This is a genomic window from Gracilibacillus orientalis, from assembly GCF_900114645.1.
GTDB lineage: Bacteria > Bacillota > Bacilli > Bacillales > Amphibacillaceae > Gracilibacillus > Gracilibacillus orientalis.
On sequence record NZ_FOTR01000015.1, the window covers coordinates 1 to 25,673 of the forward strand.

A 25,673-nucleotide genomic window follows, 5' to 3' on the forward strand; every position below is an offset into this window, starting at 1 on the left:
GAACAACCGGCCCTAACAAATGACCTGATATAATGAATAACAAACGTCAAAATAATTGATTATTTATCTTTATCATTGTTAAAATCAGTCGGGTCATTCTCTTCCGCAAACTCAGTAGAATAGGCTAATTTTCTATCTCTCACAGTTACTCTCTCATCTTCATCTGCGAACAATAAGGGTAAACAGCATAAAGCGCCGACTCCTACTAATGTGTAGATTAGTCTGGAAAGTGCAGCATCTTGTCCTCCGAATATAGATGCAACCAAATCAAATTGAAATAATCCAATTAACCCCCAGTTTATACCACCAATAATTACTAATGCCAAAGCAATACGTTGTAGTGTCTTCATTTATATCGCCTCCTTTTTTTAGAATGATGGTCATATTTATTATTGGTTTGTTTTTTCTAGTTATACGATCAATTAGAAAAAGTTTTTGCAATAAAAAAAGACAGCCTTAGCTGCCACTTTCATCTTAACCGATTCAAACAATTCTTCAATAATCAACAGAACCTTCTTCCTTATTGTCGGATTAAAATAATTCCGTATTATCTACCCACGTATTATTTTAAGTCCCAAAATCAGCCCCAGAAACATTCATTTGTATTCATTATTTTGCGTTTGCGTTTTATAACAATTAATAGTAAAGTGTTGATACAGTGGGTTTTTAAGTTTTTTACAATGCACTTTACATGTTAAAAAGAATATGGTTACTATAATAGAAAGGTAGACGTACATGAAGATTTTATTTATTGGTGACGTTGTGGGTTCACCAGGCAGAGATATGGTACAAACATATTTACCAAAATTAAAAGCGAAATATCAGCCACATGTAACCATAATCAATGGTGAAAATGCAGCAGCTGGCAAAGGAATTACCGAGAAAATTTATAAGAGTTTACTTGAATGGGGTGCTCAGGGGCTAACAATGGGTAACCATACGTGGGATAAGCAAGAAATTTTCAATTTTATTGATGACGCTACCTATTTAGTTCGACCGGGTAATTTACCGCCCGATACACCAGGAAATGACATTGTCTATATTAAATCAAATGGGCAAGAAATTGCTGTTATCAATTTGCTTGGCAGAACGTTTATGCAGCCAGCAGATGATCCGTTTCGTAAAATGGACGAATTGATTAATAAGGCAAAAAAGCGTACCAATATTATTTTTGTTGACTTTCATGCGGAAGCTACAAGTGAAAAACAGGCTTTTGGATGGTTTTCTGACGGTAAAGCAAGTGTAGTAGTCGGCACCCATACACATGTGCAAACGGCAGATAATCGTATATTACCAAATGGCACAGCGTATATATCAGATGTCGGTATGACAGGCCCTTATGATGGGATATTGGGGATGGAAAGAGAAGCTGTCATTAAGAAGTTCCAAACAGGATTACCCGTCCGTTTCGAGGTACCGAAATCGGGACGTTCCCAATTAAGCGGTGTATTAATAGACGTCGATAATACGACTGGAAAAGCAAAAAAAATCGATCGTATTCAAATTAATGATGATCATCCATTCTTCAACTAAACCATCATCACTAACGAATAGTTTGAAATTATGACGGCTATCCTTCATAATAAAAAGTAATATCTTTCAATATCATGAATATAGTAAAAGTGGAATAACAATAGCATTCGAAGGAGGTACCAGGAATGGATATATTAAAAGTTTCAGCAAAATCAAACCCGAATTCTGTAGCAGGCGCACTTGCAAATGTATTACGTGAACGTGGTACAGCGGAAATCCAAGCGATAGGTGCTGGCGCACTTAATCAAGCAGTGAAGGCAGTTGCAATCTCACGTGGTTTTGTTGCTCCAAGTGGAGTGGATCTCATTTGTATTCCAGCTTTTACTGATATTATGATTGATAATGAAGAACGTACAGCTATAAAGTTAATTGTCGAGCCAAGATGATACAGAATATTAGTAACCTGTTTGTTAGATGACAAACAGGTTTTTAAATGCCAATTTTTTATTAGGAGTGGAGCTCATGATTATCGATTGTCATTGTGATGCACTAAATAAAATGTGGTCGCACCATATCGATTTTGATGATAATTCTGTTCTGGATGTGAATTACCAAAAATGGATGGATAGCCCTGTGAAAGTGCAGTGTTTTGCAATCTATGTTCCAGAAAACATTCCAACAGAATCAAAATTCGCCGCGGCATTACATATGGTTGACCTTTTTTTTGAGAAAATTATTAAACCGTTTTCTAACATTCGTTTCATTCAAACGAAAGAAGAGATAGAAAGCTTGAAGCCAAATGAAAGAGGTGCCATATTAACGTTAGAAGGATTGGATTGTATAGGTGCAGAGCTGTATAAATTGAGAATTCTTCTTCGACTGGGTGTTAAAATGATTGGCATGTCTTGGAATCAAGCAAATCTAGCTGTAGACGGGATAGGAGAGCCGAGGGGAAGTGGACTTAGTTCACTAGGAAGAAAAGTGATCCAGCTAGCTAATCAACAGAAGGTATGGATTGATCTCGCGCATATTTCCGAACAAGGATTTGATGAAGCAGTTGAACTTAGCGATTATCTGATAGTCTCTCACGCAAATAGCCGGTCGGTTTGTGGACATTCTCGTAATCTTAATGAACAACAAGTCCGTAAAATTATCGATAATAATGGCTTAATTGGTATCACTTTCGTTGCATATTTCGTGACAATAAATAATAATGCGACAGTCAATGACCTCTTTAGACATATATCTTATTTTCTAAGTGCTGGAGGAGAAAATCATCTTGTATTTGGATCAGATTTCGATGGCACAGATCAATTTGTAGAAAATCTATCTTCCATTAACCAATATAGTTTTTTACAAGCAGCATTGAAACGAAGATATTCTGCATCAGTCATCCAAAATATCAGTTATCAAAATTTTATCAAGCATTTCCCAGATTAATTGATAAAATATCAATTAATTCGCTTTGTATTTACTCGGTTTATCCCCTATAATAGATGAAGTAGTTTTATCTTAAGATTGATTAGGGGTAAGAAAGGAGATAAATAGCATGAACGAGAAACAACGATTAGAGAATCAACAAATCAACCAAAAGAGTTCGGCGGACGTAAAATCCGATGCGAACGATAATTTAGGCCGTTTAAAAAACATATCAAGTGATGAGTTGATTTCGAAATATTTTCAAGCAACTTATGAACCACCTAATATGCGTAAAGCAAAGAAACGCTTGAAAAAAGACGTGGATATTCATTATGATTTTGAAATTCCATTAGAGATGAAAGAAATTGGTAAAGGTAAAAAATTTCTTATCCGTACTTATGGTTGTCAAATGAATGAGCATGACACAGAAGTAATGGCAGGTATTCTTACCCAAATGGGTTATACCTCAACAGAAGATACAAATGATGCTGACATCATTTTATTAAATACCTGTGCGATCCGTGAGAATGCAGAGAACAAAGTATTTGGCGAACTTGGCCATCTAAAACCATTGAAATTAGAAAATCCTGATTTAATCTTAGGTGTTTGTGGATGCATGTCCCAAGAAGAATCAGTCGTTAACCGTATCTTGAAAAAACACCCTTTCGTTGATTTGATTTTTGGTACGCATAACATTCACCGTTTACCACAATTAATTAATGAAGCGTTGTTTGGTAAGGAAATGGTGGTCGATGTTTGGTCTAAAGAAGGCGACATTATTGAAAACCTTCCAAAAGCACGTAAAGGTAAAATCAAAGCATGGGTTAATATTATGTACGGCTGTGATAAGTTCTGTACATACTGTATTGTTCCATATACTCGTGGTAAAGAACGTAGCCGAATGCCGGAAGATATTATTCAAGAAGTGCGTCACCTTGCTGCACAAGGATACAAAGAAATTACATTGTTAGGTCAAAATGTTAATGCATATGGGAAAGACTTAGAATTTGATTATGGTCTAGGTAATTTAATGGAAGAAATCAGTAAAATTGATATTCCACGAGTACGTTTTACAACGTCACACCCTAGGGATTTCGATGATCGCTTAATTGAAGTATTGGCAAAAGGTGGGAACTTGTTAGATCACATTCATTTACCAGTTCAATCTGGCAGCTCCGATATTCTTCGTGTAATGGCTCGTCGTTACACAAGAGAAAGCTACTTGGAATTAGTAAGAAAAATTAGAGAGGCCATGCCAAACGCTACATTAACGACTGATATTATTGTAGGCTTCCCAAATGAAACAGATGAACAATTTGAAGAAACCATGACTCTTGTAGAAGAAGTAGGATTTGAAAGTGCATATACGTTTATTTATTCACCAAGAGAGGGTACACCATCTGCACGTTGGGAAGACAATACTCCGATGGAAGTGAAGAAAGAACGTCTACAACGTTTAAATGCTTTAGTGAATAAGCAATCAGCAGAAGCGATGACACATTATCAAGATAAAATAGTAAAAGTACTGGTAGAAGGCGAAAGTAAAAAAGATCCTGATGTTTTATCTGGTTATACAGAACGCAATAAATTAGTGAACTTTAAAGGGCCAAAATCTGTCATTGGTGAAATTGTTGAAGTGAAGATTACTAACACAAAGACATGGACATTAGATGGAGAAATGGTCGAATCAGCAGTTGAGGTGAGATAAATGGCAAAATATACGAGAGCAGAAGTGATTGAGGAAGCTCATAGCTTAGCTAACAAAATGGCTAACATTGAAGAAATCGATCGCTTCAAACAATTAGAAGTAAAACTGAATGAAAGCAATAAAATTCAAAGCTTAATTAAAAAAACAAAAGCATTACAAAAACAAGCGGTTAACTTCCAAGCTTACGGAAAACACGAAGCATTAAAACGTGTGGAAGCAGAAATCGACCGTATCCAAGAAGAAATAGATGAAATTCCAATTGTACAGGAATTTAAGGATTCACAAGTTGTTATAAATGATCTTCTGCAACTTGTGACCAATACAATTGCTAGAGAGATTACAAATGAAGTGATTCGATCCACAGATGGAGATGTATTAGCCGGAGAAACAGGATCCAAAAAGGGACAAAGTCATTGTTAAGAATAAATAAAAAGCATGATTAACTAAAAAAGTTAATCATGCTTTTTTTATAGGCAATATTGCAGATAACAACTGTAATAAATATATACATTGCATAGATGTTTTGAAACCAGATGTATTATTTTAAAGTATTAGAATTTATATATTCACCACTCGGACTATACTCTTGAATAAGAAGCGGAAATAATAGAAAATAAAAAGAGTACTATTTTATTCAATTACCTGTCATGCTAGATAAGGTCAGGTTATTAGGACATTCAATACTTTACGTAGCGAATAATTGCTAAAATATTATAAATTCACTTAATGTAACAATGTATCCAAGGAGTGGAATAATGAAACGTATATCAATTTTAATAGCTGATGATGAGCAGGAAATTAATGATCTTGTTGCCATTCATTTAGAAAAAGAAGACTATCATGTTATAAAAGTATCTGATGGACCAGAAGCCATTCATGTTATCGAGAGCCAAGTGATTGATTTGCTGATCTTGGATATTATGATGCCAAAAATGGATGGATATGAAGTAGCCCGACGCATTCGTGACAAACATAATATGCCTATCATATTTTTGAGTGCTAAAACTTCTGATTTCGACAAGGTACATGGACTTGTTATTGGAGCAGACGATTATATGACTAAACCATTTACACCCATTGAACTGGTTGCTCGTGTAAATGCTCAGTTAAGACGCTTTATGAAATTAAATCAACCCAAAACAGGTAATAATTTGAACTTGGAATTTGGTGGGTTAGTTATTTCTCCTGAGCAACGCACAGTTTTATTGTATGGTGAAAACGTTGAGCTCACTCCCAAAGAGTTTGATATTTTGTATTTACTAGCTAGTCACCCAAAGAAGGTTTATAGTGTGGATAATATATTCCATCAGGTGTGGGGCGAAGCATACTTTGAAAGTGGCAATACTGTTATGGTTCATGTACGGACATTGAGGAAAAAACTTAAAGAAGATAATCGGAAATATAAATGGATTAAAACAGTTTGGGGAGTGGGGTATGCCTTCAATGTTTAAAACGGTACGCAGTTTTCGTTCAAAGATGGTGTTATTGTTTGGTTTAAGTATGCTCTTTTCTGGTATTATAACGTATTTAATCTTTAAAGGTCTGCAACTTTTTTATAACTCTATGGTAGAGTATGGAGATCCGTTAACTGAGGTTCGTTTATTCATAGGAAGGATTGGAGACATTAATTTCTTTTTACTACTATTTATACCACTTTCCATTTTCTTTTTCTTTTTACTTACTAAGCCTTATTCTACCTATTTCAATGAGATTTCGAATGGAATTCATTATCTCGCTCGTGGTGACTTTACACATCTTGTTCAAATCCAATCAAATGATGAGTTTAAAGACATTGCGCAGGATATTAATCTGGCAAGTGAAAAATTGCAACAAGCCATTGAAAGAGGAGATTTTTCGGAAAGCAGTAAGGATCAATTAGTAGTAAATTTAGCTCATGATCTGCGTACACCACTCACCTCTGTGTTAGGTTATTTAGATTTAATCCTAAAGGACAAAGATTTGACACAAGACCAGGTTAGACATTTTTTAATGATTGCCTTTACCAAATCTCAGCGTTTAGAAGGATTAATTGATGAATTATTTGAAATAACTAGAATGAACTATGGTATGTTGCCAGTTAATAAAAAGAAAATTAATTTATCTGATCTTCTTCATCAATTGAAGGAAGAATTATATCCTATCTTCGAAAAAAATGATTTAGTTGCTCGAACGAATATGATTTCCTCTTTACCAATCTTAGGCGACGGGGAGTTGTTAGCACGTGTGTTTGAAAACCTTCTGACTAATGCAAATCGATATGGATATGATGGACAATTTATAGATATAAAGGGTTTTATTGATTCGAAGAACGTTATTATTCAAATCGTGAATTATGGAGATCGTATATCTTCGGATGAACTCCCACATGTCTTTGATATGTTCTACACAGGTGATAAAGCACGAAGTCATAAAGAAGACAGTACAGGCCTTGGTTTGTTCATTGCGAAAAATATCGTCGAGCAGCACAACGGAACTGTTACTGTTGATAGCAATTTAATACGTACAATATTTGAAGTTCGTTTACCACAGGAAAGTGAGTCAAATAATGAACAGGTTTAAAGTTCAAGATACAAATTTAAGAAAAATTTAATATTTACCCCACTTTTTATTTAAGAAGTTTATCCTATACTTTCATCAACTAGAATGAAGGAGGAACTGAAAATGAAAAAGTGGGGAATTTTATTGTTTTTGTTAGTATGCTTAGGTATTTCATATGTTTATATAGCACCCATTTTCCAAGAGGTAGAGATTCAACCGTATAATCAAAATAACAAAGGTGCATTAGATGATGAATGGTCTTCTGAAAGTACCCAACAGAAAAACATTAACGAAGATCAGATTAATCACGGAAATCTACTTTTGGTCAACAGGGACTATCCAGTTGAGCAAGAGAGTATAAAAGCGGATATTGTAAATTTATTTACACACAAAGAGTTGACTCAAGGATATGTGTTGTTAGAGTCTGATATTTACTTATCAGAGGATGTCGCACGCAAATTTTCGAAGATGGTTGATGCTGCTGAAAAAGATGGGGTTAGTCGATTTTTAATTAGTAGCGGTTTTCGGAATTTTGAAGAACAAAGAGAGCTTTATCAAGACATGGGAGCTGATTATGCTTTACCAGCAGGACATAGTGAACACAATTTAGGTTTAGCTCTTGATGTAGGTTCTACAGAAACATCCATGTATGAAGCATCAGAAGGAGAATGGATAAAAGAAAATGCGTGGAAACATGGCTTCATTTTACGCTACCCAGAAGACAAAGTTGCTGTTACCGGGATTGAATATGAACCATGGCATATTCGTTATGTAGGTTTACCACATAGTTTGATTATGAAGGAAGAGAATTTTGCTTTAGAAGAATATCTGGATTATCTCAAAGACAAAAGGAAGGTATCTGTTGAAGTAGATGGTAAAAATTATACTGTTTCTTATTACCCTTTTTCCGAAAACATGAAAATTGATATACCGGAAAATCACGAGTATGAGATTTCAGGAAACAATACGGACGGAGTAATTGCGACTGTATATGAATGATAGATGAACAAGATGAGGTAATCCGCATCCACGAAAGAATGGGAGGAAGTTTCGCTGATGAGAATTTTCTGTGTTTCAGTAATTATCTTTTTCATTTAAGTGAATAGAGTGGATGTGAACGGTTTTTTATACAAGAAGTATCCCTTTTTTACATATGTACACATTTCTAGGCAACTGCATAGGATGAAGTAGGCGCTATGGCTAACATTTTTTTAAACGAATGAAGGCACTATAGACGAATATCTCGCATATGATGGAATTGAAATAAGAGGGAGGTTATAATTCGATGTCTTATCTAGACCAACAATACCGGGAAATTATAACAAAAGCGGTCATTGGAAAGGGTAGAAAATTCAAACAAGATACGAACACCATCACACCGTCACACCGTCCATCCAGTATATTAGGTTGTTGGATTATCAATCATAACTATCACGCAAAATTAGTAAAAAAAGAAACAGTTGAGATTAAAGGAAGCTACGATGTCAATGTATGGTATGCATATAATGATAATACAAAAACAGAAGTAGTAACAGAACGAGTAGAATATTGTGATCATATACCGTTATCCATTAGAGATAAACACCATATTGGTGATGAGTGTGAAGTTATTGCTAAAGTTATTCAACAACCAAATTGTTTAGAATGCAGTATTGAAACAAGAGGCAATAAAATTAAAGTAGATGCAGAAAGAGAATTTCTAGTAGAAGTGATCGGTGAAACAAAAATCTCTGTGAAAGTTGATCCAAAAGGTAAAGTCTACGATGATGAAGATTGGGATCTAGCAATCTCAGATGATGAATTCGATGACATTGATCCAGATTTTTTAGATGATCATGAAGAAGAGTAAGGCATACAGTGTGGGGAATGCTCACACTGTATTTTTTTTGAAAATCTCTAGCTTTTGCTGAAAGGGCGTGTTTTCCAGAACGCCAAAGCTGAATTTTCACTAGTGCGTAGTTTATATCAGTTTTGATTCAGATAAACACAGGAGAATTGATCGGATGAGGTTTCTCTTAATTGTTTATCTGATTTCTTCTTCTGTGCTATAATGTTACAAGAAATGAAAGATGTTGGGGGATACTAGAATGAGTTACACGCCAATGATAGAGCAATATTTAAAAATAAAAGCAGATTATCAGGATTGCTTTTTATTTTTTCGTTTAGGCGATTTTTATGAAATGTTTTTTGAAGATGCCAAAAAAGCAGCCTTGGAGCTGGAAATAACACTTACGAGCAGAGATGGTGGAAAAATCCCGATGTGTGGGGTTCCTTTTCATTCTGCAGAAAGCTACATCAAGGCATTAATAGATAAAGGTTATAAAGTTGCGATCTGTGAACAAGTTGAGGATCCTAAAGTGGCAAAAGGTGTAGTCAAAAGAGAAGTAGTTCAACTAATCACACCAGGTACTGTGATGGAAGGAAATATGCTGGATGATAAAGAAAATAACTATCTTGCTGTGGTGAAAGAAATAGCAGACCAGCAATTTGCATTTGCATATACTGATATGTCTACAGGCGAAACCTTTGTAATGGAAATAAAACGTGGGTGGAGTGCAGTATTAAGTGAGTTATATAACCGTCCCATTAAAGAGGTAGTAGTAGAACAAGAGCTCTCCACTACGTATATTGATGAATTAAAAGAGAAGATGCAATTGACCGTTTCCTATGCAAAAGAAACAAAATCAAATCAAGCTATCACAGAACTTGTTGAAAATATTTCGAATGACCGTCTAAAGCAGACATGTATGGTGTTATATCAATATTTATTCCATACACAAAAACGGGCAATAGATCACTTGAAGAAAGCACAGGAAATTGAACTTGCTGAATATATGACTCTGGATATGTATTCACAACGTAATTTAGAAATTACTTCTTCGTTATTGCGCAAGGAAAAATTCGGCAGTTTATTATGGGTAATTGACCGAACTGTAACCGCTATGGGAGCACGAAAATTAAAGAAATGGTTAGAACGTCCCTTACTGACACAATCTTTAATTGAAAAAAGACTGGATTTAGTGAATGGTTTCTATGATCAATTTTTCGAGCGGGAAGAAATTAGGGAAGCATTGCAGTCTATTTATGATATGGAACGTTTATCAGGAAGAGTATCATTTGGAAATGTCAATGCAAGAGATTTAATTCAATTAAAAAGGTCTTTAGCAAAAGTACCATTTATTAAGCAACTGTTAAAGCAGTTTGATAATAATGCGGTACAAGCACTTTCAGATAATATGGATCCATTACCGGAACTTTTCGAACTTCTCGATAATAGTATTGCCGAAGATCCTCCTATTTCGATAACAGAAGGTCACCTTCTTAAGGATGGTTACCATCAAGAATTGGATCAGTATCGAGATGCGTCAAGGAATGGTAAGCATTGGATAGCAGAACTAGAACAGAAAGAGAAAGCCGATACGAATATTAAATCGTTAAAAATCGGGTTTAACAGAGTGTTTGGGTATTACATTGAGGTAACTCGACCAAACTTGCCAATGATCCCGGAAGGTCGCTATCAACGGAAACAAACCTTAACGAATGCAGAACGGTTTATTACGGAAGATTTAAAAGAAAAAGAAACATTAATTTTAGAGGCAGAGGAAAAAAGTGTCGAACTGGAGTATCAACTTTTTCTGGACCTGAGAGAAAAAGTCAAGATGTATATTCCTGAATTACAGCATTTAGCAGAAACAATAAGTGAAATAGATGTATTGCAAAGTTTTGCTACTGTAAGTGAAGAAAATAATTATGTCAGACCGTACTTTACGAAAGACCATCATATTTATTTGGAAGAAAGTCGGCACCCAGTCGTTGAAAAAGTGATGAAAAATGAACAATTTGTTCCTAACACATTGGAATTGGCTGATGATAAGCATCTTTTACTAATTACAGGACCAAATATGTCAGGTAAAAGTACGTATATGCGTCAGTTAGCTTTAACAATTATTATGGCTCAAGTAGGTTGCTTCGTACCTGCTCAACGCGCAGAACTATCGATTACAGATCAGATTTTTACTAGAATTGGTGCAGCTGATGATCTTGTATCGGGACAAAGTACATTTATGGTCGAAATGCTAGAATCCAACCATGCGATTCAACATGCTACAGAAGATAGCCTAATATTACTTGATGAAATCGGAAGAGGTACGAGTACATATGACGGGATGGCTCTTGCCCAAGCAATTATTGAATATATTCATGATGATATTAAAGCTAAAACACTTTTCTCTACTCACTATCATGAATTAACAAGTTTAGAAGAAAACTTATCAGCACTTAAAAATATTCATGTTCGAGCCGAAGAAATTGAAGGGAAAGTAGTCTTTCTTCACCAAATTCACGATGGAGCAGCAGATGAAAGCTATGGAATTCATGTAGCCCAATTAGCTGGATTACCTGATTCATTAATAAAACGAGCTAATGTTATTTTGCACCAGTTAGAAGGAGAGTCAAGTGACAAAACATTATTCTCAAAAAACAGGAAAGAAAATGACTTAACAATGGAACAAATAGCCTTTTTCGCACCGGAAGAGCCTGCTAAAAAGGAAGAAAAGTCAGCAAATCATGAGATAATAGAAAGTTTACAGAAGATAAAATTGTTGGAAATGACACCGATGGATGCTATGAATGAGCTCTACCAATTGCAAAAGCAAGCACAAGGAACAAAGGGGCGAAAATAGATGCAAATCAACGAACTTCCGGATTATTTAGCCAATAAGATCGCGGCTGGTGAAGTCGTAGAACGCCCAGCCTCTGTTGTGAAAGAATTAGTTGAAAATAGTGTGGATGCAAATAGCAGCTGGATAAAAATAGAGATTAAAGAAGCAGGATTACAAGAAATCAAAGTAACTGATGACGGTAACGGTATTCCTAACGATCAGTGCAAGAAAGCTTTTTTGCGACATGCAACAAGTAAAATAAAAAATGAAAATGACCTTTTTCATGTGAGAACACTAGGGTTTCGAGGGGAAGCCCTAGCCAGTATTGCAGCGGTTAGTCGTTTAGAAATCAAAACATCAACAGGAGCAGAAGCAGGAACAAGAATGGTATTAGAAGGTGGCCGTATTAAAGAAGAAGGAAGAAGTGATGCACGACAAGGAACAGAAATTACTGTCCAGGATATCTTCTTTAATACACCTGCCCGGCTCAAATACTTGAAAACCGTTCATACAGAGCTAGGTCATATTACGGATATTATTAATCGTATGGCTTTCTCTCATTCCGACATTCGTTTTGAATTAACACATAACGATAAGCGAATTTTCCAGACGACAGGTAAAGGAGATTTGAGACAAATAGCGGCTTCTGTATATGGAATATCAGTAGCGAAGCAAATGATTCCGGTGCATACCAGAACTTTAGATTATGAAATAGATGGATTTATCGCAAAACCGGAAGTCAATCGAGCTTCCAGAAACTATATTACTACTATTGTTAATGGCCGTTTTATTAAAAGTATCATACTGGCGAAAGCTATTACAAATGGTTTTCATACCTTCCTTCCAATTGGAAGACAACCTGTTGTTGTACTAAACATTACGATGGATCCCTATTTAATTGATGTTAATGTTCATCCAACTAAACTAGAAGTACGTTTTAGTAAAGAAAAAGAATTATTTGAAGCAGTTGAACAAATGATTAAAGGTGCACTTCATCAACAGACACTGATTCCTGCTGGTCAGAAGAAAAATTTGCCAAAAGCTAAATCAGAACAGCCACAATTTGAATTTGAAAGGAAGCAATCAACTAAGGAAAAACCGACGAACGAATCTTTCCAACAAGAAGTCAATCATGGCTCAATAGATGATATCGGAATGGTACGTGAGTCAGAACATGTTGGCAGTAGTATGACAATGGAAAATAATGAACATAATAGCAATGACTTGAATGAAGATATCGAGATCATTCAAAACGAACAGGAACAGGTAGTGAATGAAGTAAATCGTGTACCTGTTATGTATCCAATTGGTCAGCACCACGGCACGTATATTTTGGCGCAAAATGATGAAGGTCTCTATATCATTGACCAACACGCAGCACAAGAGCGAATCAAATATGAATATTATCGAGATAAGATTGGTGAAGTAGAAGGACATGTACAAGATTTATTAGTCCCGCTAACCTTTGAATTTACCCAACAAGAAGCACTCTTTATTGAACAATATAAGGAAGAGTTACAAAAAGTAGGGTTAATTTTAGACACATTTGGCCAAAATGCCTATATAGTGCGTTCCCATCCATACTGGTTTCCGAAAGATGAAGAAGAAGAGATTATCCGGGACATGGTAGATCAATTGATCCAGGAAAAACAAGTCAATTTGCACAAGCTAAGAGAAGAAGCAGCAATTCTTATGTCTTGTAAAAGGTCGATCAAGGCTAACCATTATTTAAATATAGAGGATATGCAACGACTTCTTGATGATTTGAGAAAATGTGAAGAACCTTTTACTTGTCCGCATGGTAGACCAATTATTATCCAATTCACCAAATACGAAATGGAAAAAATGTTCAAACGAATTATGTAAATGGATGAAGAAACAGAAAATGTAAGGTATACTGTAAGAAAGCATTGTCATCATTGGAAGTGATAATTTGAAAGAGAAACTAGTCGTTATTGTAGGTCCAACTGCTGTAGGAAAAACAGCGTTATCTATTGAGGTAGCCAAAAAATTTAATGGTGAAGTAATAAGTGGAGATTCCATGCAAATATATAGAGGATTAGACATTGGTACTGCAAAAGTAACAGAAGCAGAACAAGACGGAATCCCTCACTATATGGTTGATATTTTAGATCCAACCGAATCTTTTTCAGTTGCTGACTTTCAACAACAAGTGCAAGATAATATTGATACGATCCAACAAAAAGATAAATTACCAATCATAGCTGGCGGGACTGGTTTATATATACAATCGGTATTATATGACTATGAATTCGCAGTCAGTGAACGGTCTAATGAATATCATGAACAAATTGAGTCTGAAATAGAACGTGAAGGAATTGATTATGTTTACCGACGTCTGAATAGGGTAGACCCTATACAAGCGGAAAAAATTCATCCTAATAATCGTCGGCGACTTATTCGTGCGCTTGAAGTCTATGATCGAACAGGTATGACAATGACAGAGTACAAGGAAAAGCAACAGGAAGAATCACGTTATGATTTTCGCATTGTCGGTCTGCAGATGGATCGTCCTCTCTTATATGAGCGAATAAATAACCGTGTCGATCAAATGATTGAAGCAGGTTTAATCGATGAAGTAAACCGATTTTATCAAGCTGGTCTGGAAAATAATCAAGCGATGCGAGGTATTGGTTATAAAGAAATACTTCCCTTTATAAAAGGGGAACAAACCATGGAAGAAGCAATAGAAACGTTGAAAAGAAATTCGCGCCGATTTGCTAAAAGGCAATATACATGGTTTAAAAATAAGATGCCTGTGGACTGGTACCCAATAACAGTAGAAACAAAGAAACAGGTTTTTCAAAATATTTTAACAGATTTAGAAGGATTCTATAAAGAAACATAGAATATAAAAAACATAGAGAAATTAGAGGAGGTACTACCATGTCTCAATCAGTTAATATTCAGGATCAATATTTAAATCAACTTCGAAAAGAACGTATCCCATCAACTCTATTCTTAACTAATGGATTCCAATTACGTGGAGTTATTAAAGCATTTGATAATTTTACTGTGTTACTTGAAACAGAAGGAAAGCAACAATTAATTTTCAAACATGCGATATCCACTTTTGCTCCATCTAAGAATGTCACTCTTGATAAGGAATAAAGAAGCATCTATGGCGCTATTCTTTAAGTAGCGCCTTTTTCTATGCATTAAATCGAAAGTAGTTGTTACACTAATAAATAAAATAGTAGGTGATCGACATCGAGAAAGTATTATTAATGGCTATTATGCATGAACAAAAAGATGAGGACCAATTTTATTACTCATTAAGTGAGTTAGAAGCGCTTGTGAAAACTGCTGAAGGAGAAGTAGTAGAAACAATCGTTCAAAAACGGCCTTCACCTCATCGTAAATATTATGTTGGTGAAGGTAAATTAGAGGAAGTTAAGCAAATTGCAGAAGAAAACGAAATTGAAATTGTTATAACCAATGAGGAACTAACAGGTGGACAGTCTAGGAATTTACGGGAACAACTTGATGTTCGTATAATTGACCGAAGCCAGTTGATATTGGATATATTTGCGGCAAGAGCACGTACTAAAGAAGGTAAGTTACAAGTTGAGCTTGCGCAATATACCTATATGCTCCCAAGACTACATGGGCAAGGTATAGAGCTATCAAGGTTAGCGGGTGGTATTGGTGCTAGAGGTCCTGGTGAAACGAAGCTTGAAACGGACCGTCGTCACATTCGAAATCGGATGGATGATATTAAAAGACGTTTAAAGCAAGTGGTTAATCAGCGGGAGCAATATCGTAATAATAGACGTAAACATCAACTTTTTCAAATCGCTGTTGTTGGCTATACAAATGCGGGAAAATCAACATTGTTCAACAGTCTAACTAAAAGTGATTCTCTTTACGAAGATAAATTATTTGCAACACTAGATCCTTTATCGCGAAGAATGAAATTACCGTCCAATCTTGAGGTGTTATTAACAGATACGGTAGGTTTTATTCAGGATTTACCGACTGCTTTAATAGCTGCTTTTCGTTCCACGTTAGAAGAAGTTCGTGAAGCAGATCTTATTTTACATGTGATCGATGTTGCTGCACCAAACAGGGATGATCACGAAAAAACAGTAGATCAGTCACTGTCAGAATTAGAAGCAGATAACATCCCGATTTTAACTATTTATAATAAAAAGGATTTAATTGAAGCTGACGAGTTTATTCCTTCAGCACATCCATATTTAATGATTAGTGCTTTAGAAGGTGAAGATATATTCACCGTAAAGCATGCAGTGGAAAAAATGATTAAAGAGCAATGGACTTATTTCTCGGGGGTTGTTCCTGAAGAGAAGGCAAGTAAACTAGCAAAAATTCGGCAATATACCATTCTAGAAAAACAGACATATGAAGAGGACAAATCAGGCTATCAAGTAGAGGGATTTGTCGACCCAAATCATGCTATTATGAAAGAAATAAAGGAGTTTCATCACGAATGAATCAATCATTGATAAGGGAAGTCCAGAAACAAATAGAACCAATTTTTCAAGAATTTCAAACAAATGAAATGTATAATCAAGATAAAGTATTACAAGCTTTTCGAAATCATCAAGTCAGTGACAGTGATTTTAATCCGACGACAGGTTATGGATACGATGATTATGGAAGAGATAAGTTAGAAGCTGTTTATGCTACCGTTTTTGGGGCAGAAGACGCACTTGTCCGTCCTCAAATAACGTCTGGAACCCATGCAATAAGTACAGCTTTGTTCGGTGTGCTTCGTCCAGGGGATGAACTATTGTATATTACTGGACAACCATATGATACGTTAAACAAAGTGATCGGTCACGAAAAACATGTCCCAGGATCACTTTCTGATTTCGGGGTGAAATATCATTATACTGATCTAATAGATGGTTATATTGATAGTGATCAGGTGAAGCAAAAGGTTAACGATCATACTAAAGTTGTTGCTATTCAGCGTTCAAAAGGTTATGATGACAGGCCATCGATTACGATAGTTGAAATGGAAAAAATCATCAAGCAAATTCGTCAATTGAAGAAAGATGTCATTATTTTTGTTGACAATTGCTATGGGGAATTTGTAGAAACGCTAGAACCAACAGATTTAGGTGCTGATCTGATCGCAGGATCTTTGATTAAAAACCCTGGTGGTGGCATTGTCAGAATGGGTGGTTATATTGCAGGAAATAAACAATATGTGGAGATGGCAGCTAATCGTTTAACTGCTCCAGGTATCGGGAAAGAAGTAGGAGCAAGCATCGGGATGTTACAAGAAATGTATCAAGGCTTATTCCTTGCCCCGCATGTGGTAAGTGAAGCGTTAAAGGGAGCTGTATTCACGTCAGCTTATTTAAAAAAAATAGGATACAATACAACACCCGCTTTTGATGACCATCGAACGGATTTAATCCAATCGGTAACCTTTCATACTTCTAAAGAAATGATTGCTTTTTGTCAAGCTATTCAAAGACAGTCACCTATTAATTCACATGTTCTGCCATACCCTGCACCTATGCCGGGTTATGAAGATGATGTGATCATGGCAGCAGGTACTTTTATACAAGGAGCAAGTTTAGAACTAACAGCAGATGGTCCGATAAGAGAGCCTTATACTGCTTTTGTTCAAGGAGGATTAACTTACAGTCATGTTAAATTAGCGGTTATAAATGCTGCAAACGAGTTAAGATCATGATTATTTAGTGACAGACACCTACAGCTAATTTTACATGTTAACTTACCTAACATATCTTGACACTAAATATACAAAGTGTATAATAGAGTTATAGAAAACAGAAGGAAGGGGTGAATGAGATGAGTGATTTAGATAGACGTTCTATGCCCTTGTTTTCTATCGGAATTGTTAAATCACTTACAGGATTAACCGCACGACAAATCCGATATTATGAACAGCATCAATTGATCCATCCATCTCGGACTGAAGGAAATCAAAGATTATTTTCTTTTAATGATGTGGATCGTCTATTAGAGATTAAAGAATTAATTGAAAAAGGTCTTAATTTAGCAGGCATAAAACAAGTTCTTGAAATGAAAACACTGCCGAAGACAGAGGATTCCGCTTCAGATAAAAAATCAGCTGATATATCTGATAAGGAGTTGCGCAAAATATTACATAAAGAATTATTTGATGCTGGCAGATTAGGTAAAACTTCGTTAAGACAGGGAGAGTTATCACGATTCTTCCATTAAAATATAAAGGAGAGAGTTTAATCAATGGGATTAACTAAAGAAGAAATCAAGCAAAGAATCAAAGAGGAGAATGTAAAATTTATCCGCTTGCAATTCACTGATTTACTTGGAACAATCAAAAACGTTGAGATTCCATTAGGCCAATTGGATAAAGCGTTAGACAACCAAATGGTATTTGATGGTTCCTCAATCGAAGGTTTTGTACGTATTGAAGAATCTGACATGAAACTTTATCCAGACTTAGATACTTTTGTTGTATTCCCATGGACTTCTGAAAAAGGTAAAGTAGCGCGTTTTATCTGTGACATTTATAATACTGATGGTACTCCATTTGAAGGTTGCCCGCGTTACAACTTAAAGCGCAACCTTAAAAGAGCAGAAGATCTTGGCTTCACTGCTTTTAATATTGGTACCGAACCAGAATTCTTCTTATTCAAATTAGATGAGAAAGGTGAACCTTCTCTAGAATTAAATGATAAAGGTGGTTATTTTGACCTTGCACCAACAGATTTAGGTGAAAACTGCCGTCGTGATATCGTACTTGAATTAGAAGAAATGGGATTTGAAATCGAAGCATCTCACCATGAGGTTGCTCCAGGTCAACACGAAATTGATTTTAAATATTCTGATGCTGTTAAGCACGCAGATGATATCCAAACATTTAAACTAGTTGTTAAAACAATCGCACGTAAGCACGGTTTACATGCTACATTTATGCCAAAACCACTATTTGGTGTTAACGGTTCTGGTATGCACTGTAACATGTCATTATTCAAAGGTAAGACTAATACATTCTTAGATGAAAATGGATCACTTGAATTAAGTGAGACTGCCTATCAATTCATCGCAGGTATTATTAAGCACGCTCTTTCATTTACAGCAGTAACAAACCCAACTGTAAACTCTTATAAGCGTCTGGTACCTGGTTATGAAGCACCTTGTTATGTAGCATGGTCCGGTTCCAACCGTAGTCCATTAATCCGTGTACCAGCTTCTCGTGGGTTAAGTACACGTGTTGAGGTACGTAGTGTAGACCCGGCTGCTAACCCATACTTAGCTCTATCAGTTCTGTTAGCATCTGGTTTAGACGGAATTGAAAACAAATTAGAGGCTCCAAAAGCAGTAGATCGCAACATCTATGTGATGGATAAAGAAGAGCGTGAAGCTAACGGAGTTAGAGACTTGCCTGCAACATTAGCAGATGCATTAGATGAATTGAGAAAAGATGAAACAGTCGTTGAAGCTCTTGGAGAGCATTTATTCGAACATTTTATCGAATCAAAAGAAATCGAATGGGATATGTTCCGTACGCAAGTACATCCTTGGGAAAGAGAACAATATATCCAAACATATTAACAGTTTCAACCCCTTGATACATAACGTGTTGAGGGGTTTTTCTTTGGTTTTACTTTCAATGGAAAATCATTCACCCACGAGGTCACCCACGAAACACCCACGAAAAATAACAAAAAAATATTTAGTCATTTTTAACACCTGTAATTTGATTAAAATATTCCTCATATTTAGTCATAGCCTGTTCATCTAATCTTTTGGATATATGAGAATATACATCTGCGGTTATTTGATAACTACCATGGCCTAATCTTTCTTGAATAAATTTAATTTCTGCACCAGCTTCTAATTGTAATACAGCATGCGTGTGGCGCAACGAATGAATAGGAAGACTCCTAATACCTGCCTGTTTTAAGATGCGCCCATATGCATTAAATAAGCTTGATTTAGGCATGATGTATCCATCTTCACGACAAAATACAAGATTGAGGTCATGACGATATATATCATTAAGATTCTGTTTGTTCTTATTTTGCCATTTGAGATGATCTTTTAATTGATTGATAGTATTGTTGGTTAATGAGATAGTTCTCTTAGAACGAAAAGTCTTAGGGTCGCCAAACAACTCATCATCCGATATAGCTTGAAAATCCAATGTATTATTTATTGTTACTGTTTTGTCTTTAAAATTAATATCTGACCATTGAAGCGCAGCGACTTCACCTTTGCGCATTCCTGCTGCTGCGGCATAAAATTGATTACCACGTAGCGTTTTTAATGCACCCCAAACCGCTTTATACTTAATCGGTTCTGTAATTGGAAATCCATTATCATTTGTTCCACCTGCAGGTTTTTGAAATGTCAGTCTTTGTTTTAGATCTCCCGGATTCATTCTTCATCACCTACTACATAGCAATATTTCAACTCTCGAATAATGCTATCTAACCTCATACACCTTGACGGATTAACACTTATAGAAAATGGTGTTATTCAAAACGCTCATATTGAAAATGGAACAATTGAAAGGGCTAAGTTAGTAAGAGCTGTTATCGGTGAAGCCCAGATTGAGGATTTAGCTGTTACCAATGCAAAGATAGCTAGTTTAAATGCAGATAAGATTAATGCATCAAGATTATCAGCTATAACTGCAAACATGGGCACGGTAACAGCAGGACGATTATTATCTAACAACAATGCGATTGATATTAACTTAAACACTTCTCAATTTAAGTTAGGTAGTAATGCCAAGATACACTTTACTGATAGAGCCAATACATTATATTACACAAATAATAGTGTATATGGAGGTTTATTATTTGACCACTCTTTAAATGGTGGCGGTCGTCCGCTAGTCGCACTAGGCGTGTCAGATAACGGCTTTGATCCAAATGACACAAGTTGGAATGGGTTACGTGTGCATAGTGGTTGGGTTGAAAGTAATGTGGATGGCGTAATGACTAACATCATTTCCCAACAATTTTGGACAAACCAAAATCCTGATTACTCTGGCGAAGGTTGGGTATTAGAAAATGCTTGGTCAGGTAATCGTAATAGAGCAATCTACGGAATGGACGGAGAAAACTTTGGATATGATTTAGGATTCGCTGGTGGTGGAGAGTTTTCCAACGGATATATAGAAAACGTGAATACAAATCGGGTTAATGGATTTGATGAAATCCTATTTCGTAATAGATACGACGACAGTAACGTAGGGTGGACATTGAAATTAGCGTATGAAGGCGGTTCTACTGTTGACTTTTACCCTATCAACACTGGTACACCTAATTATTACAATATTGGTCGCTCAAACAACAGAATCAATAGAGCGTATTTAAATATTGTAGAAGGTAATTCTATCGGGACATCATCTAATCCACATAGTTATGTATATACAGATTATTTAATTGAGGGCTCTGATGAGTCTATTAAGGATAATGTACAAGATAGCCAGCTCGGATTAAACTTTGTAAAAGATATTCACGTTGTAGATTTTAAAATGAAAAGCAGTGAAAAGTATAAATCCGGTGTGATTGCCCAAGAATTAGTATCCGTTCTAGATGCCCATGATGTTAATTTGGATTAACAAAGCATGGTGTTCGAGAATGAAGAAGTTATGGGAGTAGCTTATACACAACTAATCGCACCAACCATTAAAGCCGTTCAAGAAATAGATAAAAAGTTAGATGATGAAATCAATTGGCTTAAAGTTGAAAATCAATTATTACGTAATGAGGTAACAACATTAAAAAATAAAGTACAACAATTGGAGGAAAAAGTAGCATGATCAAATTACAAAATAAACATTTAAAAGACGTAGCAGATTTTTTACAAAACAATGTGGGGGCGAAAGGAAAGAAAAACATTCACCGTATGAGAATAGTAAAGGCTCTACAGGAAGGTAATAACAAGCTGGCTGAGGAAGAGGTTGCTCTTTTAAAAGAGTATGCCAAGACAGATGAACAAGGGGAGTTAGTCACTAATGAGAAGGGGGGATTTGATGTAGACGATAAAAAAGGCTTTAACGAGCAACATAAAGAATTGTTTGATGAGGAATACGTGATTGATGATAAGAACCTAGAATCCGCTGTAAAAACAGTCGAAAATTTAACAAATGATTACGACAAAGAGCTCATCGGCAAATCTGCCGAGGCTCATTTTTTATTGGCTGAATCAATTGAAAATGTTGAAGGAGGTGAAGAAGAGTGATGGAAGAATACGTATTTGTAGAAACCAGTTCACGCACAGTTACGGAAGATGGTCAACGCTTCCGTAGAATTAACTTCCGGGGAAATGATCCAACAAATGAATTAAATGTAGACGGTTATATCCCTAAAGTTCCAGAAATGGATTATTTTCAAGCAGGACTTGACGGTACATTAAGTGATTTAATCAGAAATTTTGTTATTGATAAATTGACACCAACAGAACAAAGCGCCTAATTGGCGTATTTTTTATGCAGGAATTTCCTCCTTTTTGTCGAATTATGATAAGGAGGAGGGGAGATGAAATGGATATTGTACAAGAACTAAAGAGCAAAGGTTTTAATGCTATTGATTGTATTGGTGTGGGCGTGGATCTTAAGGAAATGGAAATAACTTTAGAAAATACAAACACTCAAGAACTTCTTAGCATGTTTGGAATAGATTCACGTTCAGCTTCATTGGTTGAGGAGGGTGAAAATTTATTTATAATTGGAAAGAATAAACCCATAGGTCATTTTCCCAAAGAGAACGGGGAAACTGTAAACATAAACGAAGTGCTTCATGAAATAAAAATTAAGATTAAAGAATCAGTTTAACGAGGGTTCTATTTGTTTAACTATTTGTTTAATTCCCATTTAAATTTAAGAGTAGATATCTGATTATTATAGCATCTCAAAAGAGGTGCTTTTTTTATACCCAAAAATAGGTAGGGGGCAAAGCATGACAGTCGAACTAGGGATTCTAATATCTATTGCATCTATATTAATAGCAGCATTAGGTGTGCTAATAGCATATTTGACGTATCAATCAAGAAGGAGTACTACTACTAAAAATGACACCAAAGAAAGTGCGGAGTTAAAAGCTGGGGTAGATTACATTCGAAAAGGTGTGGATGATATTCGTATTGATCTAAGGTCAAACGAAAAGCAGATGAATGCATTATCTGAACGAGTAGCTAGGGTAGATGAATCAACTAAACAAGCGCATAAAAGAATTGACGCAATCAGTCCAGACTAGGGCTGATTTTTTATTTGAAGGAGGTGATATCTATGGATAAAGGCGCAATCGTACGTACAGCAGTCCTAGTGATTGCTTTAATTAACCAGGTACTAGTGGCAACAGGCTTAAATCCGATCTCAGGAAGTGAAGATGTTTGGGGAGAAGCAATCTCAAGTGCAATTACTGTTGGTGCTGCAGTATGGGCATGGTTTAAAGACAATGCCGTAACTGCAAGAGGGAAATATCAACAACAAGTATTAAAAGATAAAGGATTGAAATAAAGCCGTCTCATTAGAGGTGGCTTTTTCTACTATATTTAAAAGGAGTGGTTAAATAGTGACACACTTTGAAAAATTACCGCAGTTAGTTGATCATAGAAACACGCTGCCAAAGAAAGGTCATTATGCTGACAGAACAACCATTATTACAACCAGAGTATGGCATCACGGTTTAACGTTATCACACTTAAGCGGTTCTACTGCTTTAGGATATAACAACTACCATATTACCTTAGGATGGCCAGGGTGTGGTTATCATCTCGTGATCGAAGCAAAGAATATTGTTCAAACACCAAATGGACCACGTGCTCGAATAGTTTATTGCAATGATATACGTAAAAAAACGTATCATATTGGTAACAGTAATAACTTCAGTCTTGGGGTATGTGTAACTGGTGATTATCGTAAAGAAGAATTATCGGATGCAACAAAGGCAACAATTGACGAGTTGCAGGAAGCCCTGGTAAAAGACAGCATTGGGAAATATGATAAATCACACCACCAAATGCCAGATTATTCGTGGAAAGCTTGTTGTGTGTATAACTATAAAAAGGCTTTTAAATTCTTGGATGATACCAAACCATCAAGTGCACCAGACACTTATAAAATCCAAGAAGGCGATACACTATGGGGCATTGCTAATAACAGTGATGGCATTTCTGTAGAGGATCTTAAAAAGGCTAACCCAGGTGTGGATCCTACCAAGCTAAAAGTTGGTCAGGTTATTAATTTAGGTAAAGCTAAGAAATCAAGTGGATCTAATAACAACTCAAGTAAAAGTAAACCAAAGGCTAATTTAAAAGTAGATGGCAAGTGGGGAAATGGCACAACCAAAGGATTGCAACAATACCTTGATACAGTACAAGATGGAATTATAAGCGATCAAGTACGTAACAACGTGACAAATACTTTTTATGGTACGACTATTGATTTTGGAAATGGTAAAGGTAGTCTAGTCATTAAAGCGTTACAGAGCAAGATTGGTGCGAAGGTGGATGGTCTGCTAGGTCCTAATACAATTCAAGAGTATTTAGGTACTGTTTATGACAAGAAACTAAGCAAACCATCACTAGTAGTCAAAGAGTTACAACGTCGTTTGAATAAAGGTACATTTTAATAAATCCTGAATACAAAATCTATGTAGTTACAATTGTAGATTTAATGGTGAAAATAATATAATGTTATACCACTAACGAACTATTATGTTGAATAAAAAATTTTTAGCAATCGAGAAGAAGTCATTTGTATTTATGTTTGATAAACTATCAAGTGTGTAGGAAAACAATAGCGAAAGGAGATGTTTGCATGAATCATAATTACAAAACCTCTGCGCTACCAACGGTGGTCGACCGGGACACCTGGCAGGCCAAACTTGATGAGTTGCGGGTCCGGGAGAAGGCACACACCCGAGAAGGTGACGCGATCGCAGCGGCCCGACGGCGGCTGCCGATGGTCGAGGTGGACTCGACCATCCCGCTGATCGGCCCGGATGGCCCTGTCACGCTGTTGGATACATTCGAGGACCGCCACCAGCTGATCGCGTACTACCACATGTGGCACACCGGTAGACCCGCCGAGGAGCAGTGCGAGGGCTGCACTTTCTCCACGACTCATATCAACGAACTGTCCTATCTGCACTCGCGAGACGTGAGCTATGCGACTTTCTGTCAGGGACCGTACGAGGAGAGTTCACGGTATCGAGACTTCATGGGCTGGACGGTTCCCTGGTACTCGGTGCCGCAAGACGCCGTGGACCGGTTGATCGCAGACCGGCACTTCGGCATCCTGGTCAGTTATCTCCGGGACGGTGACAAGGTCTACGAGACCTACTGGACCACCGGGCGAGGCAACGAACTGATGGCTCCGTCGTACGGACTGCTGGACCTGACTGTCTACGGTCGGCAAGAGTACTGGGAGGACTCGCCCATGGGCTGGCCACAGCATTGGGGCTCTAAAGGCGGTCAGTTTCAGCTGGACGGCCGCCCGACCGCTCAATGGTCTCGGCTTGAGGCTGGGCACTCCGACGACCTCGGCACCAGAGCCACCACCACCGACCGACGCTGCTGCCAAGATAAGCCGTGACCTAGGATAACAAAAAAATAAAATATAGCGTGATGAAAGCCCTCCAGATGGTTGTTTCAGGCTATACAACACAATTGAATTGCAAAAGCAACCTACTTTATTTTTCTCTATATCAATCATATGTGCAATTGTTGCAGATCATAATTAGAAAATGATCACTCTTTTTTTCAAAATGGATTTTCCTTTTGATAAAAAACGATTTTGTGAGATATTTTTGATCAATCATTATACCAAACTTACAACAATAGCCCAGGTGTGGAAAGCCTGGGCTTAATATAAAAAGCTAAGGATAATTATACTTTTACTCAAGTAC

Annotated in this window: 28 protein-coding genes; 26 read left to right on the forward strand and 2 right to left on the reverse strand. The window is 36.5% G+C overall.

Translation table 11 applies throughout. The features are described from left to right. Nucleotides 1-59 precede the first annotated feature (59 nt). Nucleotides 60-350 (reverse strand): DUF378 domain-containing protein, encoded by a 291-nt coding sequence (locus tag BM121_RS19065; protein ID WP_091485623.1) that lies wholly within the window; start codon nt 348-350, stop codon nt 60-62. A gap of 385 nt (nt 351-735) precedes the next feature. Between BM121_RS19065 and BM121_RS19070 the strand changes: the two genes are divergently transcribed. The 17 genes from BM121_RS19070 to glnA all read left to right on the forward strand — a co-directional run bounded on the left by BM121_RS19070 (nt 736) and on the right by glnA (nt 19,362). Further along, the gene (locus BM121_RS19070) at nt 736-1,533 is read left to right on the forward strand and encodes a TIGR00282 family metallophosphoesterase (RefSeq protein WP_091485625.1); all 798 of its coding nucleotides are present in this window, start codon (nt 736-738) and stop codon (nt 1,531-1,533) included. A 125-nt stretch (nt 1,534-1,658) separates the two neighbouring features. Then, nucleotides 1,659-1,919: a stage V sporulation protein S gene (locus BM121_RS19075; RefSeq protein ID WP_091485626.1), complete on the forward strand. Its 261-nt coding sequence runs from the start codon at nt 1,659-1,661 to the stop codon at nt 1,917-1,919. A 76-nt stretch (nt 1,920-1,995) separates the two neighbouring features. Beyond that, nucleotides 1,996-2,913 (forward strand): dipeptidase, encoded by a 918-nt coding sequence (locus BM121_RS19080; RefSeq protein ID WP_091485628.1) that lies wholly within the window; start codon nt 1,996-1,998, stop codon nt 2,911-2,913. A 109-nt stretch (nt 2,914-3,022) separates the two neighbouring features. After that, nucleotides 3,023-4,600 (forward strand): tRNA (N6-isopentenyl adenosine(37)-C2)-methylthiotransferase MiaB, encoded by a 1,578-nt coding sequence (gene miaB, locus BM121_RS19085; protein WP_091485630.1) that lies wholly within the window; start codon nt 3,023-3,025, stop codon nt 4,598-4,600. Further along, a complete protein-coding gene (locus BM121_RS19090; RefSeq protein WP_091485631.1) occupies nt 4,601-5,020 on the forward strand; it encodes a YlbF/YmcA family competence regulator in 420 nt (139 codons plus the stop codon). Between the two features lie 335 nt (nt 5,021-5,355). After that, nucleotides 5,356-6,051, forward strand: a complete 696-nt coding sequence (vanR, locus tag BM121_RS19095) for a vancomycin resistance response regulator transcription factor, VanR-F/VanR-M family (protein WP_091485633.1) — start codon at nt 5,356-5,358, stop codon at nt 6,049-6,051. After that, nucleotides 6,044-7,159: a HAMP domain-containing sensor histidine kinase gene (locus BM121_RS19100; protein ID WP_091485791.1), complete on the forward strand. Its 1,116-nt coding sequence runs from the start codon at nt 6,044-6,046 to the stop codon at nt 7,157-7,159. Before vanR ends, BM121_RS19100 begins: the two co-directional genes overlap by 8 nt. A 102-nt stretch (nt 7,160-7,261) precedes the next feature. Next, nucleotides 7,262-8,137 carry a VanY-A/VanY-F/VanY-M family D-Ala-D-Ala carboxypeptidase gene (gene vanY / locus BM121_RS19105; RefSeq protein ID WP_091485635.1) on the forward strand — a complete coding sequence of 292 codons (876 nt, stop codon included), beginning with the start codon at nt 7,262-7,264 and terminating at the stop codon, nt 8,135-8,137. 286 nt (nt 8,138-8,423) lie between these two features. Then, complete coding sequence (cotE, locus tag BM121_RS19110; RefSeq protein WP_091485636.1) at nt 8,424-8,987, forward strand: outer spore coat protein CotE; 564 nt, start codon at nt 8,424-8,426, stop codon at nt 8,985-8,987. Between the two features lie 238 nt (nt 8,988-9,225). Beyond that, nucleotides 9,226-11,820: a DNA mismatch repair protein MutS gene (mutS, locus tag BM121_RS19115; protein WP_091485638.1), complete on the forward strand. Its 2,595-nt coding sequence runs from the start codon at nt 9,226-9,228 to the stop codon at nt 11,818-11,820. Beyond that, complete coding sequence (gene mutL, locus BM121_RS19120) at nt 11,821-13,665, forward strand: DNA mismatch repair endonuclease MutL (protein ID WP_091485640.1); 1,845 nt, start codon at nt 11,821-11,823, stop codon at nt 13,663-13,665. Between the two features lie 67 nt (nt 13,666-13,732). Then, a complete protein-coding gene (gene miaA / locus BM121_RS19125) occupies nt 13,733-14,668 on the forward strand; it encodes a tRNA (adenosine(37)-N6)-dimethylallyltransferase MiaA (RefSeq protein ID WP_091485641.1) in 936 nt (311 codons plus the stop codon). Between the two features lie 38 nt (nt 14,669-14,706). Further along, nucleotides 14,707-14,931 (forward strand): RNA chaperone Hfq, encoded by a 225-nt coding sequence (gene hfq, locus BM121_RS19130; protein WP_091485643.1) that lies wholly within the window; start codon nt 14,707-14,709, stop codon nt 14,929-14,931. Between the two features lie 116 nt (nt 14,932-15,047). Continuing rightward, nucleotides 15,048-16,274: a GTPase HflX gene (hflX, locus tag BM121_RS19135; protein WP_091485645.1), complete on the forward strand. Its 1,227-nt coding sequence runs from the start codon at nt 15,048-15,050 to the stop codon at nt 16,272-16,274. After that, on the forward strand, nt 16,271-17,491 hold the full coding sequence (locus BM121_RS19140) for a methionine gamma-lyase family protein (protein ID WP_091485647.1): 1,221 nt from the start codon (nt 16,271-16,273) through the stop codon (nt 17,489-17,491). Before hflX ends, BM121_RS19140 begins: the two co-directional genes overlap by 4 nt. 119 nt (nt 17,492-17,610) lie before the next feature. Beyond that, nucleotides 17,611-18,006, forward strand: coding sequence for a MerR family transcriptional regulator (locus tag BM121_RS19145; RefSeq protein WP_091485650.1), 396 nt, complete (start codon nt 17,611-17,613; stop codon nt 18,004-18,006). Between the two features lie 24 nt (nt 18,007-18,030). Continuing rightward, complete coding sequence (gene glnA, locus BM121_RS19150; protein WP_091485653.1) at nt 18,031-19,362, forward strand: type I glutamate--ammonia ligase; 1,332 nt, start codon at nt 18,031-18,033, stop codon at nt 19,360-19,362. A 121-nt stretch (nt 19,363-19,483) separates the two neighbouring features. Here the strand turns inward: glnA and BM121_RS19155 are convergent, their stop codons facing one another. Further along, nucleotides 19,484-20,191, reverse strand: coding sequence for a phage head completion protein (locus tag BM121_RS19155; protein WP_139220290.1), 708 nt, complete (start codon nt 20,189-20,191; stop codon nt 19,484-19,486). Nucleotides 20,192-20,233: 42 nt separating this feature from the next. Between BM121_RS19155 and BM121_RS19160 the strand changes: the two genes are divergently transcribed. From BM121_RS19160 to BM121_RS19200, 9 genes are all read left to right on the forward strand, one after another. After that, nucleotides 20,234-21,382 (forward strand): tail fiber domain-containing protein, encoded by a 1,149-nt coding sequence (locus BM121_RS19160; RefSeq protein WP_091485656.1) that lies wholly within the window; start codon nt 20,234-20,236, stop codon nt 21,380-21,382. Nucleotides 21,383-21,388: 6 nt separating this feature from the next. Beyond that, on the forward strand, nt 21,389-21,583 hold the full coding sequence (locus tag BM121_RS19165) for a hypothetical protein (protein WP_091485658.1): 195 nt from the start codon (nt 21,389-21,391) through the stop codon (nt 21,581-21,583). Further along, nucleotides 21,580-22,005, forward strand: a complete 426-nt coding sequence (locus BM121_RS19170) for a hypothetical protein (RefSeq protein WP_091485661.1) — start codon at nt 21,580-21,582, stop codon at nt 22,003-22,005. Before BM121_RS19165 ends, BM121_RS19170 begins: the two co-directional genes overlap by 4 nt. After that, entirely contained in the window at nt 22,002-22,238 is a 237-nt protein-coding gene (locus BM121_RS19175) for a hypothetical protein (RefSeq protein WP_139220291.1), read from the forward strand. The genes BM121_RS19170 and BM121_RS19175 overlap by 4 nt, the downstream gene beginning before the upstream one ends. A 68-nt stretch (nt 22,239-22,306) precedes the next feature. Next, nucleotides 22,307-22,597, forward strand: coding sequence for a hypothetical protein (locus BM121_RS19180; RefSeq protein WP_091485666.1), 291 nt, complete (start codon nt 22,307-22,309; stop codon nt 22,595-22,597). Nucleotides 22,598-22,721: 124 nt separating this feature from the next. After that, the gene (locus tag BM121_RS19185) at nt 22,722-23,018 is read left to right on the forward strand and encodes a hypothetical protein (protein ID WP_091485669.1); all 297 of its coding nucleotides are present in this window, start codon (nt 22,722-22,724) and stop codon (nt 23,016-23,018) included. Between the two features lie 32 nt (nt 23,019-23,050). Beyond that, nucleotides 23,051-23,281, forward strand: a complete 231-nt coding sequence (locus BM121_RS19190; RefSeq protein WP_091485672.1) for a phage holin — start codon at nt 23,051-23,053, stop codon at nt 23,279-23,281. Nucleotides 23,282-23,336: 55 nt separating this feature from the next. Further along, complete coding sequence (locus tag BM121_RS19195; RefSeq protein ID WP_091485675.1) at nt 23,337-24,395, forward strand: LysM peptidoglycan-binding domain-containing protein; 1,059 nt, start codon at nt 23,337-23,339, stop codon at nt 24,393-24,395. A gap of 188 nt (nt 24,396-24,583) precedes the next feature. Continuing rightward, nucleotides 24,584-25,360 carry a DUF899 family protein gene (locus tag BM121_RS19200; RefSeq protein WP_091485677.1) on the forward strand — a complete coding sequence of 259 codons (777 nt, stop codon included), beginning with the start codon at nt 24,584-24,586 and terminating at the stop codon, nt 25,358-25,360. Nucleotides 25,361-25,673: the final 313 nt, after the last annotated feature.

Coding starts and splice junctions, on each gene's coding strand:
- BM121_RS19090 (WP_091485631.1), top strand. CDS start 4,601: ATGGCAAAATATACGAGAGCAGAAGTGATTGAGGAAGCTCATAGCTTA.
- BM121_RS19165 (WP_091485658.1), top strand. CDS start 21,389: ATGGTGTTCGAGAATGAAGAAGTTATGGGAGTAGCTTATACACAACTA.
- hflX (WP_091485645.1), top strand. CDS start 15,048: ATGGCTATTATGCATGAACAAAAAGATGAGGACCAATTTTATTACTCA.
- BM121_RS19140 (WP_091485647.1), top strand. CDS start 16,271: ATGAATCAATCATTGATAAGGGAAGTCCAGAAACAAATAGAACCAATT.
- hfq (WP_091485643.1), top strand. CDS start 14,707: ATGTCTCAATCAGTTAATATTCAGGATCAATATTTAAATCAACTTCGA.
- mutS (WP_091485638.1), top strand. CDS start 9,226: ATGAGTTACACGCCAATGATAGAGCAATATTTAAAAATAAAAGCAGAT.
- BM121_RS19180 (WP_091485666.1), top strand. CDS start 22,307: ATGGATATTGTACAAGAACTAAAGAGCAAAGGTTTTAATGCTATTGAT.
- miaB (WP_091485630.1), top strand. CDS start 3,023: ATGAACGAGAAACAACGATTAGAGAATCAACAAATCAACCAAAAGAGT.
- BM121_RS19100 (WP_091485791.1), top strand. CDS start 6,044: ATGTTTAAAACGGTACGCAGTTTTCGTTCAAAGATGGTGTTATTGTTT.
- BM121_RS19070 (WP_091485625.1), top strand. CDS start 736: ATGAAGATTTTATTTATTGGTGACGTTGTGGGTTCACCAGGCAGAGAT.
- BM121_RS19170 (WP_091485661.1), top strand. CDS start 21,580: ATGATCAAATTACAAAATAAACATTTAAAAGACGTAGCAGATTTTTTA.
- BM121_RS19190 (WP_091485672.1), top strand. CDS start 23,051: ATGGATAAAGGCGCAATCGTACGTACAGCAGTCCTAGTGATTGCTTTA.
- vanR (WP_091485633.1), top strand. CDS start 5,356: ATGAAACGTATATCAATTTTAATAGCTGATGATGAGCAGGAAATTAAT.
- BM121_RS19075 (WP_091485626.1), top strand. CDS start 1,659: ATGGATATATTAAAAGTTTCAGCAAAATCAAACCCGAATTCTGTAGCA.
- vanY (WP_091485635.1), top strand. CDS start 7,262: ATGAAAAAGTGGGGAATTTTATTGTTTTTGTTAGTATGCTTAGGTATT.
- BM121_RS19160 (WP_091485656.1), top strand. CDS start 20,234: ATGCTATCTAACCTCATACACCTTGACGGATTAACACTTATAGAAAAT.
- BM121_RS19185 (WP_091485669.1), top strand. CDS start 22,722: ATGACAGTCGAACTAGGGATTCTAATATCTATTGCATCTATATTAATA.
- mutL (WP_091485640.1), top strand. CDS start 11,821: ATGCAAATCAACGAACTTCCGGATTATTTAGCCAATAAGATCGCGGCT.
- BM121_RS19200 (WP_091485677.1), top strand. CDS start 24,584: ATGAATCATAATTACAAAACCTCTGCGCTACCAACGGTGGTCGACCGG.
- BM121_RS19155 (WP_139220290.1), bottom strand. CDS start 20,191: ATGAATCCGGGAGATCTAAAACAAAGACTGACATTTCAAAAACCTGCA.
- cotE (WP_091485636.1), top strand. CDS start 8,424: ATGTCTTATCTAGACCAACAATACCGGGAAATTATAACAAAAGCGGTC.
- BM121_RS19080 (WP_091485628.1), top strand. CDS start 1,996: ATGATTATCGATTGTCATTGTGATGCACTAAATAAAATGTGGTCGCAC.
- glnA (WP_091485653.1), top strand. CDS start 18,031: ATGGGATTAACTAAAGAAGAAATCAAGCAAAGAATCAAAGAGGAGAAT.
- BM121_RS19065 (WP_091485623.1), bottom strand. CDS start 350: ATGAAGACACTACAACGTATTGCTTTGGCATTAGTAATTATTGGTGGT.
- BM121_RS19145 (WP_091485650.1), top strand. CDS start 17,611: ATGAGTGATTTAGATAGACGTTCTATGCCCTTGTTTTCTATCGGAATT.